Raw genomic sequence first — 13,017 nt, forward strand, 5'->3', positions numbered from 1 at the left:
AAAGGACGAGGCACGCGATGCCGCACCAGGGAGCACCCGACATACCGAGACACAACGCCGAGGGCATGACCGTGGCGATCGTGTCTACGCACTGGAACGAGAAGATCGTCACCCAGCTGCACGAGCACGCAGTGGATGCCGCCCGTGACCTCGGCGCGAAGGTCGACGAGTTTTGGGTTGCCGGTGCCTTTGAGCTGCCCGTCCTAGCGCAGGCCTGCGCGCGGCGTTACGACGCCGTCGTCGCCCTAGGCTGCGTTATCCGCGGCGAGACGGCGCACTTTGACTACGTGTGCGACTCCGTCACCGCCGGGCTGACCCGCGTCGCCTTGGACGAGGAAACCCCAGTGGGCAACGGCGTGCTCACCGTCGACGACGAGGACCAGGCGCTCGAGCGCGCCGGCGGTGAGGACGCCAAGGAAAACAAGGGCGCCGACGCCGTGTACGCTGCGCTGGGTGCCGTCGCGGAGCTGCGCAAAGCCCGCGCGGCCGCGCCCAAGCGCTAGGAAATACCCGGCACGGGTTAGGATCAAGCGAAAGACTGCTCGCGCATGCACGGGCGACAACCGTGCGCGCGACGTGCGTGGAGAGGACGGCGGTGCCGTGGAGGCCAAAGACACCAAGAAGCTAAGCGACGAGGAGCTGCTGCGCCTCTACGCGGCCGATCCGCACGCCGTGACTTCTACGGAGCCGTGGGAGCTTGAGATCACCTCGCCGTTTCTGAAGAAGGTCGCCATCGGCTGGGTCATCTTGGTCATGGCGGTGCACATCTTCATGGCGCTGGTGCTCGACGTCGAGTTCACGGGCCTGGCAATCACCACCATTGACAAGTTCGCCTTCCCCGGCGTCGGCCTGATCATCTCCATTGTCTCCTGGATCTGCCTCACCCGGCCCCGCGTCCGGGTGAACAAGGACGGGGTCGAGGTGCGCAACATCATCGGCACCCGCTTCTACCCTTGGCTGGTGATCTACGGGCTGACCTTCCCGCGCTCGTCGCGCATGGCCCGGCTCGAGCTGCCGGAGTTCGAGTACGTCCCGCTCTGGGCGATCCAGTCCGGCGACGGGCAGCGCGCGATTGAGGCCGTCGAGAAGTTCCGCGCCCTCGAGGCGAAGTACATGCCCGAAAGCTAGGCGCGCGTGGCCAACCCCGAGTCCTACCGCCCTGCGCCGGGTACCATCCCCACCGAGCCCGGCGTGTACAAGTTCCGCGACGGCGCCGGGCGCGTCGTCTACGTCGGCAAGGCGAAGAACCTGCGCGCGAGGCTGAACAACTATTTCCAGCCCCCGAAGCAGCTGCACCCGCGAACCCGTCAGATGGTCTTTACCGCCGCCTCGGTGGAGTGGACCGTTGTCGCCAGCGAGGTCGAGGCCCTCCAGCTCGAGTACACATGGATCAAGCGTTTCGACCCCTGGTTCAACGTCATGTACCGCGACGACAAGACCTACCCCATGCTCGCCGTGAGCGTGGGGGAGCGCTTCCCGCGCGCGTTCTTCTACCGCGGCCCGCGCCGCAAAGGGGTGCGCTACTTCGGGCCGTACTCCCACGCCTGGGCGGTGCGCGAAACGCTTGACCTGCTCACCCGCGTCTTTCCCATCCGCACCTGCTCCAACGGGGTGTTCAACCGCCACGAGGCGCTGGGCCGGCCGTGCCTGCTGGGCTACATCGACAAGTGCTCGGCGCCGTGCGTGGGCCGCGTTTCGGAGGAGGAGTACGACGAGATCGCGCGGGGGTTTGTGGCATTTTTGTCGGGGCGCACGGATGACGTCGTCAAGCAGCTGACCAAGCGCATGAACGCCGCGGCCGCCGAGCTCGAATTCGAGAAAGCCGCGCGGCTTCGCGACGACCTCGGGGCCGTGAACAAGGTGATGGAGCGCCAGACGGTGGTGCTCAGCCTCGGCACCGACGCCGACGTGATCGCGTTTGCCACCGACGAGCTCGAGGCCGCGGTGCAGATCTTCACCGTGCGCGACGGGCGCATCCGCGCGCAACGCGGCTGGGTCGTGGAGAAGACGGGCGACGAGCCGGGCAGCCAGGAGCGGCTGGACAAGGGCGAAGCCGACCCGGCCGTGCCGGCGCTGATGCAGGACTTCCTCGTGCAGTACTACTCGGACACGGCGGACAGGGTGAAAGAGGAGCAGGCGGAGGATGCCCGGCTGCGGGAGTCAAAGGTTCGCCGGCGCGGCGTGGATCAGGAGTCCCACGCGCCCGTCACGCCGCCGGTCGCGATCCCGCGCGAGATCCTCGTGGACACGCTGCCGGAGGAGGCCGAGGAGGTCGCCGACCTCATCGCCGAGCTGCGCGGCGGGCCGGTGGACATCCGCGTGCCCCAGCGCGGGGACAAGGCCGCGCTGATGCAGACCGTGGGCCGCAACGCCCAGGAGGCGCTCAACCAGCGCAAACTCAAGCGTGTCGGCGACCTCACCGCGCGCTCCCAGGCCCTGCAAGACATCCAGGACGCGCTCGGCATGGAGCAGGCGCCGCTGCGGATGGAGTGCACGGACATCTCCCACATCCAGGGCACAGACATCGTTGCCTCGCTCGTCGTGTTCGAGGACGGCCTGCCGCGCAAGAACGATTACCGCCGCTACCGCATCAAGGAGGCCGCGGGCGACGGACGTTCCGACGACGTCGGCTCCATCGCCGAGGTGACCCGCAGGCGTTTCAAGCGCTACACCGAGGACAAGCTGGCCAACCCGGACGAGGAGGCCGCCGCGCTGACGTTTGCCGACGAGGCCGCCGACGTCGAGACAACCGGGGCGAGGCGGTTCGCCTACCCGCCGCAGCTCTTCATCGTCGACGGCGGCAAGCCCCAGGTCAACGCAGCCCAGGCTGTGTTCGACGAGCTCGGGATCATTGACGTGCAGCTCATTGGCCTGGCCAAGCGCCTCGAGGAGATCTGGGTGCCCGACGACGACGAGCCCGTCATCCTGCCGCGCAACTCCGAGGGCATGTACCTGCTGCAGCAGATCCGTGACGAGGCACACCGCTTCGCCATTACGTACCACCGCCAGCAGCGCTCCAAGCGGATGCGCGCCTCCGCGCTCGACGGGGTGCCGGGGCTGGGGCCGGCGCGCCGCACCGACCTGGTCAAGCACTTCGGCAGCGTCAAGAAGATCACCGAGGCTACCAAGGAGGAAATCCAGCAGGTCAAGGGCGTCGGCCCAAAGCTGGCCGAGTCGATCTACGAGCACCTCCACCGCGACTAGCGCGCTAGGATGGGCAGCCATGGAGACCACAACGGGCATTCGGCCGGTGATTATCACGGGGCTGTCGGGGGGAGGGCTGTCCTCGGCCGCGAAGATCTTCGAGGACAAGGGATACTTCGTGTCGCAAAACCTGCCGCCGTCGATGATCCTGGAGCTGACCGACATGGCGCTCGCCGGCACCGCGCCGGTGGAGCACCTCGCGTTTGTCACCGACGTGCGCGCCCGCAACTTCTCCGGCTCGCTGCTGGAAACCATCGCGTCGATCAAGGCGAAGGGCATCGCCCCGTTCGTGCTCTACCTCGAGGCGCGTGACGACGTCCTCATCCGCCGCTTCGACAGCGTTCGCCGCACGCACCCGCTGCAGGGCGTGGACCCTCTAAGCGTCGGTATCGAGCGCGAGCGCGAACAGCTCGCAGCGGTGCGCGAGCAGGCGGATGTGATTATTGACACCTCCAACCTCTCCGTGCACGACCTGCGCCGCGCCGTGGAGGCGTCGGTAGGCGAGCTGCCGATCGATCGCCAGCACGTCACCATAGAATCCTTCGGGTTCAAGCACGGTTCGCCACGCGACGCGGACATCGTGATGGACGTGCGCTTTCTGCCCAACCCGTACTGGATTGAGGGGCTGCGCCAGTTCCGTGGCGTCGACGCGCCCGTGGCCGACTACGTGCTCTCCCAGCCGGGTGCGACCGAGTTCGTGGACAATTTCGTCGCGCTGCTCAACTCGATGCTCGCCGGCTACCGCCACGAGGGCAAGGATTTCGTCACCGTGGGCATCGGCTGCACCGGCGGTCACCACAGGTCGGTCGCCGTCTCCGAGGCCATTGCGAAGCGCCTGCGCGAGCTTGATAACGTCGACGTTCACGTCCTGCACCGCGATCTCGAGCGCCACTAGACCTTAGAGCGAAGCGATTAACCCATGACCACTTTCACCTGCCTCGGCGGCGGCCACGGCCTGTACCAAACGCTTTTAGCGTGTCGACGCGCCCGCGCCGAGCACATCAACGCCGTCGTCACGGTCGCCGACGATGGCGGCTCCTCCGGGCGGCTGCGCCGCGAGCTCGGGATGATCCCCCCGGGGGACCTGCGCATGGCGCTGTCCGCGCTGATGCCCGACACCGACACCGGCCGGCTGTGGCGCAACACGCTGCAGCACCGCTTCCAGGGCAACGGCGCGATGGCCGGGCACGCGGTGGGTAACCTCCTGCTCGCCGGCTTGAGCGAAAAGGCCGGCGGCATGCAGGCGGCGCTCGACGTACTCACCACCTGGGCGGGCGCAAACGGCCGGGTCATCCCCGTGTGTAACGAGCCGCTGGAGATCGAGGCGGATGTCGCTGGGCTTGACGACGACCCCCGGGTGTTGCGCTCCGTGCGTGGCCAGGTGGCGGTGGCGACGACTCCCGGCTCGGTGCGCCGCGTGCGCATCCTGCCGGCGGATCCGCCCGTCAACAGCGCCGCGATCGCGGCGGTCATGAACGCCGACGTGGTTACGATCGGGCCCGGCTCGTGGTTTTCCTCCGTGATCCCGCACCTGCTGATGCCAGATGTCGTCACGGCGCTCAACGAGACCGCGGCGAAGGTGATCGTCGTGCTGAATCTGTCGCCGGAGGCGGGGGAGACCCAGGGCTTTACTACCGAGCGCCACATCCACCTGCTTTCGCAGCACGCGCCTGGTTTGCGGGTCGATCACTTCCTCGCGGACAGCAACGTCAACACCACCCCCGGCGAGCGCACCCACCTGCAGCGCACCGCGCAACGCGTCGGCGGGGAGATCACCTACACTGACGTGCGCACGGAGTCGGCCAACGAGGCCGAGCGCAACGTGCACGACCCAGCAAAGTTGGCGGCTGCGCTTCTCGCGCTCGGCGGGGCGAGTTAAACTGTGTGGACTTTACGGTGTGCAATGCAGATGGAGGTACCGCGGTGTCGCTAACCGCCCAGGTGAAAGACGAGCTGCTGCTGGTCGAGCACCCCTCCCAAGCTACCCGTTTTGCCGAGGCCGCGGCCATGATCCGCTTCGCCGGCGAGGTCGCTCAGACCCCGCGCGGGCTGAGCCTGTGCGCTGAGTTTTCGGAGATGCGCGTCGCTCAACGGCTTGCGGCGTCGTTACGCGAGCTATGCGACGTCGACGTGCGCGTGCAGACGCTGAGCCCGGACTCGAGCCGCCGCGACGCCACGTACACGGTCAGCGTGGTCGACGGCACCAAAGACGTGATCCGCCGGCTGAAGTTGGTGACGGTGTCGGGCCACCCGGTCGTGGGCTTGCCGCGGCACATCATCTCCGGCTCGATCGCCGAGGTCGAAGCCGCGTGGCGCGGGGCTTTCCTCGCGCGCGGCGTGCTCACCGAGCCAGGGCGCAGCTCGAGCCTCGAGGTGCTCAGCCCGTGCCAGGAGGCGGCGCTCGCGCTCGTCGGCCTAGCCCGCCGGCTCTCCGTCGCGGCGAAGACGAAGGAAACGCGTGGGGTGGAGCGGGTGTTTCTGCGCGACGGCGACGCCATCGCGGTGCTACTCAGCCGCATGGGCGCGCAGCGTACGCGCGTGAGCTGGGACGAGAAGCGCAAGAAGAAGCAGATGACCGCGAAAAGCGGGCAGCGCCTGGCCACGTTCGACGACGCCAACACGCGGCGCTCGGCGCAGGCGGCGGCGGCAGCGGCGGCACGCGTCGAGCGCGCCATGGAGATCCTTGGCGACGACGTCCCCGAGCACCTGGCTGAAGCCGGGCACCTGCGCGTGGAGTACCGGCACTCCTCGCTGGAGGAGCTCGGTCGTCTCGCAGACCCGCCGATGACCAAGGACGCCGTGGCGGGGCGGATCCGCCGGCTGCTCTCGCTTGCGGACAAGCGCGCCGCCGAGCTCGGAATCGCCGATACGCAATCGGCGCTTGCGGCGGAGGACGACGCGTCCGCGCCCTAGTACTACACAGGCGCCTGGGGCGCAAACCGGGCAAAATCGGTACCATGCGGGCACGGTCAAACAGGGCTACACTGGGACTCAACGGGGCTGCGAGGAACTCGACTCAGGAAACTTCCAGTTCCGGTAAGTGAACCGAAACTCTTTAAGGAGTGACTGACAGTGACTACCCGCATCGGCATCAACGGATTCGGACGAATCGGGCGCAGTTCCCTGCGCGTCATCCTCGACAGCTTCGAGGGCGAGCTCGAGGTTGTCAAGATCAACGACCTGACCGACAACGAGACCCTCGCACACCTTCTGAAGTACGACACCGCGTACGGCCACCTCGGCCGCACCGTGGAGCACGACGAGACCTCGATCACCGTCGGCGGGCACCACATCGAGGTATCCGAGGAGAAGGACCCGGCCGACATCAACTGGGGCGCGCTCGATGTCGACATCGTGCTCGAGTGCACCGGCAAGTTCCGCACCAAGGAAGACGCCCAGGCCCACATCGACGCCGGCGCGAAGAAGGTCATCATCTCCGCCCCGGGCAAGAACGTCGACGGCTCGTTCGTGTGGGGTGTCAACCACGAGGACTACACCAACGACCTCACCGTCATCTCCGCGGCGTCCTGCACCACCAACTCCCTGGCCCCTGTGGCGAAGATCATCAACGATAACTTCGGCATCGTCTCCGGCCTGATGACCACCATTCACGCCTACACCGGTGACCAGCGCCTGCAGGACGCTCCTCACAAGGACCTGCGCCGCGCCCGCGCCGCCGCCCAGAACATCGTGCCCACCACCACCGGCGCCGCCAAGGCCGTAGCTGAGGTCATTCCGGCGCTCAAGGGCAAGCTCGACGGCTTCGCTATGCGCGTGCCCACCATCACCGGCTCCGCCACCGACCTGACCGTCCAGCTGGAGAAGGACACCACGGTCGAGGAGGTCAACGCCGCCGTCAAGGCCGCCACCCAGGAGGGCGACCTGGCCAAGGCGCTGCACTACACCGAGGACCCGATCGTGTCCTCTGACATCATCAAGAGCCCCTACGGCGGCATCTTCGATGCCGGTATGACCCGCGTGATCAACGGCAACCTGCTCAAGGTCATCTCGTGGTACGACAACGAGTACGGCTACACCGAGCAGTTCATCCGCGTGACCAAGACGGTCGCGGACAAGCTGAACTAAGCCCGGCCCGGCCCGGGGTGGTGCGCGCAAGCGCACACCCCGGGCTTTCCCATTTCTCACTAGACTCGATATGGACGCATTACACCAGCTTGTGAAGGAGACTTTCATGCCACTTCAGACCATTCAGCAGCTGCTCGACGAGGGTGTCGATGGGCGCCACGTCCTTGTTCGCTCCGACTTCAACGTCCCGCTCGACGACGAGGGCAACATCACCGACGCCGGGCGTATCGACGCCTCCATCCCGACGCTCAAGGCGCTTCTCGACGGCGGCGCGAAGGTCATCGTCACCGCCCACCTGGGCCGCCCGAAGGGCGAGTTCAAGCCGGAGTTCTCCTTGAAGCCGGTCGCCGAGGCCCTGTCCGAGCGCCTCGGCCAGTTCGTCCCGCTGGCCTCTGACGTCTCCGGCGAGGACGCCCACGAGCGCGCGAACGGCCTGACGGAGGGCGAGATCCTACTGGTGGAGAACGTGCGTTTCGACGCCCGCGAGACCTCCAAGGACGACGCCGAGCGCGAGGCCTTCGCCGCGGAGCTGGCCGACCTCGCCGCCGACGACGGCGCGTTCGTCTCCGACGGCTTCGGCGTGGTGCACCGCAAGCAGGCATCGGTCTACGACGTGGCCAAGAAGCTCCCGGCCTACGCCGGTTACCTAGTGGAAAAGGAGGTGGAGACGCTTAACATCGTCAAGGACAACCCCGCCCACCCGTACGTCGTCGTGCTCGGCGGCTCCAAGGTCTCCGACAAGCTCGGCGTGATCGAGGCGCTGGCGCAGAAGGCCGACAAGCTCGTTATCGGCGGCGGCATGTGCTACACAGTCCTCGCCGCGCAGGGCCACAATGTGCAGAAGTCCCTGCTGCAGGAAGACATGGTCGAGACCTGCGGCAAGCTGATCGAAACCTACGGCGACAAGCTGGTGCTGCCGGTGGATCTCGCGATCGCGCCGGAGTTCGACAAGAACGCCGAGAAGAAGGTCGTGGGCCTCGATGACATCGACGAGGGCTGGATGTCTCTCGATATCGGCCCCGAGACCGCGCAGAACTACGTGGCGGCGATCAAGGACGCGAAGACGGTGTTCTGGAACGGGCCGATGGGCGTGTTCGAGTTCCCAAACTTTGCGGACGGAACGAAGGCAGTCGCGGAGGCGATGATCGACGCGACGAAGAACAACGACTGCTTCACTGTGGTCGGCGGAGGTGACTCGGCGGCGTCGGTACGCGCGCTCGGCCTCGACGAGGATGGCTTTACCCACATCTCCACCGGCGGCGGTGCCTCCCTCGAGCTCATCGAGGGCAAGGAACTGCCCGGCGTGAGCGTCGTGAGCAAGTAAGACTAGAAAGGACTTTACACATGCCTCGGAAGCCGCTTATTGCGGGCAACTGGAAGATGAACCTCGACCACCTCGAGGCCATCTCAAGCGCCCAGAAGCTAACGTTCGCGTTCCCGAAGGACGGGTACGAGTACGTCGACATCGCGCTGACGGTGCCGTTTACGGACCTGCGCTCGATCCAAACGCTTGTCGACGGCGACAAGCTGCAGATCACCTACGGCGCCCAGGACGTCTCCCCGCACGACAACGGGGCGCACACCGGCGACATCTCGGCCGCGATGCTGGCCAAGCTCGGCTGCTCCTGGGTGGTCGTCGGCCACTCGGAACGCCGCGACGAGCACGGAGAGACCGATGAGCTTGTCGCGGCGAAGGCCGCCAAGGCGCTCGAGCACGGCATCAGCCCGATCGTGTGCGTCGGCGAGCCGGAGGACGTCCGCGAGCGCTCGGAGCACGTCGCCTACGTCGTCGAGCAGACCCGCCGCTCCCTGGCCACCCTGGGCACGGTGGAGCTGGGTCGCACGGTCATCGCGTACGAGCCGGTGTGGGCGATTGGCACCGGCAAGACCGCGTCGTCGGCCGATGCCCAGGAGGTGTGCAAGGCGATCCGCGAGACGGTTCGCGAGCTTGCCGACGACCCCACCGCCGACGCGATCCGCATCCTCTACGGTGGCTCCGTCAAGGTGGACACGATCGGCGAGATCGTCGGGCAGCCCGACGTCGACGGCGGCCTTGTCGGGGGAGCGTCTCTTGACGGCCAGGAATTTGCGAAGCTGGCCGCGGCGGCGGCTAACGCTGTGCGCTAGTCGTGTAAGGTGTAATCCATGATTCTGGCTCTAGAGATCGTCTTGGTCATCACCGCAATCCTGCTGACGGTGTTCGTCCTGCTGCACCGTGGCAAAGGTGGCGGCCTGTCCAGCCTGTTCGGCGGCGGCGTGCAGGCTAACCTGTCCGGGTCGACGATCGTCGAGCGCAACCTGACCCGCTACACCATTGTGATCGCCGTTATCTGGATCACGTGCATCATCGGACTGAACCTTGCGCAGTCCTTCGCGGTCTAGCTAGGGGGCAGCGTCCTCGGTGACGAAGAGCACGGTCTCTTCGCGCCCGGCGGCCCCAGCGGCCGGCCACTCTTCGGCGGAGGCGCCGCGTGCCACGTGCGCGGCCGCCTCCGCCTTTTCCGCGCCTGAAACCAGCAGCCAGACGCGCTCGGCGCGCCCGACGGCGGGCAGGGTCAACGTTGCCCGGTCGGCGGGGGGTTTTGGCGAGTCCGTCACCACGAGCGCGAGGCGCTCGGTTTCGCGCACCGCCCGGGTGTGCGGGAACAGGGAATTGATGTGGCCCTCGCCACCCATGCCGAGCAGGTGGATGTCGAAGCCCTCTGGCGCGGCAATGCCCAGGTCGCGTTCGTAGCGCCGCACCGCCTCACCCATGTCGCCGCCGGTCAAACCGTAGCCGTAGATGTTGGCCTCGGGGATCGCGACGTGCTCGAGCAGCGCCGCGCGGGCCTGGCCCTCGTTGGAGTCCACGTGCGTGACCTCAACGTTGCGCTCGTCGCCGAAGAAGACGAAGACGCGCGACCAGTCGATCGTCACATCGCGCAGGTTCTCGAGAAAACGGATGCCGGCGGTGCCGCCGGTGAGGACGACGCGGGCGGTGCCGTCACCGTTGACGCCACCGACCGGGTCGGCGTGGATGGCGCTGATGGTGTGGGCAAAGCGTTCGGTGGCGGCGTCGATAAGCGAATCGAGGTCAGGGAACTGTGAAACCGTAACCATGAGCGAGGGTGGGGCCTTTCGTGAGTTAGACGACGTGCACGTGGGAGATGCCGTCGAGCGCGTTGGCGTAGGCGGTGTCGGGGTCGAGGTGGCGCAGTTCCTCGGCCAGGCACTCCGCGTCGGTGCGCGCGGTCATGGCGACGTAGGAGTCGGGGCTGCCCGGGACGGAGACGCGCACGCTGTGCTCGTCCATGACGGAGACGACGATGTCGCCGCGGTCGTAGGTCAGGCGCAGCTCGGTGATGGGGACGTTCTCGATGATCTCGGAGGCGCTCGGGCCCGGGCTGCGGGTCACGTCGACGCCGAGGCAGCTCGCCAACCACCCGGCGGCGATGTCGACGCTCGGGTTGTCCACGGGTCCGGAAATGTGCACAGCGGTGATGTCCTCGCCCTGGTGGCGGTCCACGGCGGATGCGACGATTCCGCGCCACGGGGTGATGCGTGACCACATCATGTCGGAGTCGCCCTCGGAGTAGCCGTTGGACAGGCGCAGGAGCGCGTTGCCGGAGACGTTGCGGCGCGCGTTGGTGATGCGGCGCTGCGCGATGTTGCCCAGGGGCGCCTCGGCCGGGTTCGCCGGGGCGGTCGTCGGCCACCAGGCGGCGATTGGGGTGTCGGGCAGGATCAGCGGAGTGACCACGGAGTCGAGATTCTGGGTGAGCTCGCCGTGCAGGTGCATCACCACCATCTCGGAGGCGCCCGCGTCGGCGGTCAGGATGCATTCGGCATCGAGCTTCGTCGGCTCGTCCGAGTCGCCGAGCAGCATGACCAGCACGCGGGCCGGGTGCTCCTGAGTCGCGTCGCGCACGGACAACAGGATGGAGTCGACGTCGTCGCTCGCGGCGGCGACCACGAGCAGGGTGAGCACGCGGCCGGTGGCCATCGAGTAGTTGTCCTGCGCCTGCAGAAGGGTCGCGGTGATCTGGCGCGTCGTGGTGTCGGGGAGTTTGATGATCATCTCCGGGCCTCTTTCAATCGTCTATTCTCGGTCAAACCGTGCTTAAGGCCTGCGCCAGTGGCGGCCGGTGCGCGCGAGCATCGCGTCGGCAGACTCGGGGCCCCACGTACCGGCTGCGTAAGCATCGGGGCGGCCGTTTTCGGCCCAGTGCTCGAGGACGGGGTCGAGGATCTCCCAGCTGCGCTCAACCTCTTCGTTGGTGGGGAAGAGGCTCGACTCGTCCAGCAGGGCGTCGAGGATGAGGCGCTCGTAGGCCTCGGGGGACTCCTCGGTGAAGGCTTCGGAGTAGGAGAAGTCCATGTTCACGTCGCGGACCTCCATCGTGGAGCCCGGGACCTTGGAGCCGAAGCGCATGAGCACGCCCTCGTCCGGCTGGATGCGCAGCACGACAGCGTTGGCGGTCAGCAGGTCGGTCTGGCCCTTGGCAAAGGGCTGGAAGGGCGGGCGCTTGAACACCAGGGCGATCTCTGTGACGCGGCGGCCCAGGCGCTTGCCGGTGCGCAGGTAGAACGGCACGCCCGCCCAGCGCCGCGAGTTGATCTTCAGGGTGCAGGCCGCGTAGGTCTCCGTGGTGGAGTCCGGGTCGAAGCCGTCTTCTTCGCGCAGGCCGATGACCTTCTCCGAGCCCTGCCAGCCGGCCGCGTACTGCCCGCGCGCGGTCGTCTCGTCGAAGGGCTCCAGGGCGGTGGTGGCGCGCAGCACCTTGAGCTTCTCGGCGCGCAGGCGGCGCGGCGAGAACGAGGTGGGCTCCTCCATGGCCACGAGCGCGAGCAGCTGGATCAGGTGGTTCTGGATCACGTCGCGGGCGGCGCCGATGCCGTCGTAGTAGCCGGCGCGGCCGCCGAGGCCGATGTCCTCGGCCATGGTGATCTGCACGTGGTCGATGTAGTTGGCGTTCCACACCGGCTCGAACATTTGGTTAGCGAAGCGCAGCGCGAGGATGTTCTGCACCGTCTCCTTGCCCAAGTAGTGGTCGATGCGGAACACGGAGCGCTCGGGGAAGACGTGGTTAACCACCTCGTTGAGCTTCTTCGCGGAGGCGAGGTCGTGACCGAAAGGCTTCTCGATGACCACGCGGCGCCACTGGTTGCCCGTCGGGGTGGCCATACCGCAGCGGTCGAGCTGGTGGACTACGTCGGAGAAGTACTCCGGCGGCACGGACAGGTAGAAAGCCCAGTTGCCGCCGGTTCCGCGGTTAGCGTCCATCTCCGCCAGAAGCGCCGCGAGCTTCTCAAAGGCCTCGTCGTCGTCGAAGGCGCCGGTGACGAAGTGCATGCCCTCGGCGAGGCGGTTCCACACGTTCTCATTGAAGCGCGTGCGCGAGCCCTTCTCGACGGCCGAACGCACGTAATCCTCGAAGTCCGACTTGCTCCACTCGCGGCGGCCGAAGCCGACGAGGCTGAAACCGGCGGGCAGCAGGCCGCGGTTGGCAAGGTCGTAGATCGCCGGCAGGAGCTTGCGGCGCGCGAGGTCGCCGGTTACGCCGAAAATCACCATTCCCGACGGCCCTGCGATGCGCGGCAGGCGCTTGTCCTCTGGCTGTCGGAGCGGGTTGACCCACACGGCCTCGTCCGTCACGGTTGTTCACCTCGAGTAATAGGTAGATGGGAAAGATTTTTGGGGATTCGTTCAAATGTACTGTGCCCGCGCGGGTGCGCGGGCACAAAACG

Annotated in this window: 13 protein-coding genes; 10 read left to right on the forward strand and 3 right to left on the reverse strand. The window is 67.1% G+C overall.

Annotated elements, in window-relative coordinates; all coding sequences use genetic code 11:
• Positions 1 to 17: 17 nt before the first annotated feature.
• From ribH to secG, 10 genes are all read left to right on the forward strand, one after another.
• A complete protein-coding gene (ribH, locus tag E3227_RS09035) occupies positions 18 to 503 on the forward strand; it encodes a 6,7-dimethyl-8-ribityllumazine synthase (protein ID WP_144318230.1) in 486 nt (161 codons plus the stop codon).
• Positions 504 to 600: 97 nt separating this feature from the next.
• A complete protein-coding gene (locus E3227_RS09040; RefSeq protein ID WP_144318231.1) occupies positions 601 to 1,128 on the forward strand; it encodes a PH domain-containing protein in 528 nt (175 codons plus the stop codon).
• A gap of 6 nt (positions 1,129 to 1,134) precedes the next feature.
• Positions 1,135 to 3,204 (forward strand): excinuclease ABC subunit UvrC, encoded by a 2,070-nt coding sequence (gene uvrC, locus E3227_RS09045; protein WP_136651228.1) that lies wholly within the window; start codon positions 1,135 to 1,137, stop codon positions 3,202 to 3,204.
• A 19-nt stretch (positions 3,205 to 3,223) separates the two neighbouring features.
• A complete protein-coding gene (gene rapZ, locus E3227_RS09050; RefSeq protein WP_144318232.1) occupies positions 3,224 to 4,099 on the forward strand; it encodes an RNase adapter RapZ in 876 nt (291 codons plus the stop codon).
• A 24-nt stretch (positions 4,100 to 4,123) separates the two neighbouring features.
• Positions 4,124 to 5,083, forward strand: a complete 960-nt coding sequence (locus E3227_RS09055; RefSeq protein ID WP_136651230.1) for a gluconeogenesis factor YvcK family protein — start codon at positions 4,124 to 4,126, stop codon at positions 5,081 to 5,083.
• Between the two features lie 44 nt (positions 5,084 to 5,127).
• Positions 5,128 to 6,117 carry a DNA-binding protein WhiA gene (gene whiA, locus E3227_RS09060; RefSeq protein WP_144318233.1) on the forward strand — a complete coding sequence of 330 codons (990 nt, stop codon included), beginning with the start codon at positions 5,128 to 5,130 and terminating at the stop codon, positions 6,115 to 6,117.
• A gap of 159 nt (positions 6,118 to 6,276) precedes the next feature.
• Positions 6,277 to 7,290, forward strand: a complete 1,014-nt coding sequence (gene gap, locus E3227_RS09065) for a type I glyceraldehyde-3-phosphate dehydrogenase (RefSeq protein WP_136651232.1) — start codon at positions 6,277 to 6,279, stop codon at positions 7,288 to 7,290.
• Positions 7,291 to 7,396: 106 nt separating this feature from the next.
• A complete protein-coding gene (locus E3227_RS09070; protein WP_144318234.1) occupies positions 7,397 to 8,614 on the forward strand; it encodes a phosphoglycerate kinase in 1,218 nt (405 codons plus the stop codon).
• Positions 8,615 to 8,634: 20 nt separating this feature from the next.
• Positions 8,635 to 9,417, forward strand: coding sequence for a triose-phosphate isomerase (gene tpiA, locus E3227_RS09075; RefSeq protein ID WP_144318235.1), 783 nt, complete (start codon positions 8,635 to 8,637; stop codon positions 9,415 to 9,417).
• A gap of 18 nt (positions 9,418 to 9,435) precedes the next feature.
• Positions 9,436 to 9,672, forward strand: a complete 237-nt coding sequence (secG, locus tag E3227_RS09080; RefSeq protein WP_144318236.1) for a preprotein translocase subunit SecG — start codon at positions 9,436 to 9,438, stop codon at positions 9,670 to 9,672.
• Here the strand turns inward: secG and pgl are convergent, their stop codons facing one another.
• Genes pgl through zwf form a run of 3 tightly spaced genes read right to left on the reverse strand, consistent with a single transcriptional unit; the run spans position 9,673 to position 12,925 of the window.
• Complete coding sequence (gene pgl / locus E3227_RS09085) at positions 9,673 to 10,389, reverse strand: 6-phosphogluconolactonase (RefSeq protein ID WP_144318237.1); 717 nt, start codon at positions 10,387 to 10,389, stop codon at positions 9,673 to 9,675.
• A 25-nt stretch (positions 10,390 to 10,414) separates the two neighbouring features.
• On the reverse strand, positions 10,415 to 11,347 hold the full coding sequence (locus tag E3227_RS09090) for a glucose-6-phosphate dehydrogenase assembly protein OpcA (RefSeq protein WP_136651237.1): 933 nt from the start codon (positions 11,345 to 11,347) through the stop codon (positions 10,415 to 10,417).
• A 42-nt stretch (positions 11,348 to 11,389) separates the two neighbouring features.
• Entirely contained in the window at positions 11,390 to 12,925 is a 1,536-nt protein-coding gene (gene zwf, locus E3227_RS09095; RefSeq protein WP_136651238.1) for a glucose-6-phosphate dehydrogenase, read from the reverse strand.
• Positions 12,926 to 13,017: the final 92 nt, after the last annotated feature.

The sequence above is a fragment of the Corynebacterium sanguinis genome, assembly GCF_007641235.1.
Taxonomy (GTDB): Bacteria; Actinomycetota; Actinomycetes; order Mycobacteriales; family Mycobacteriaceae; genus Corynebacterium; species Corynebacterium sanguinis.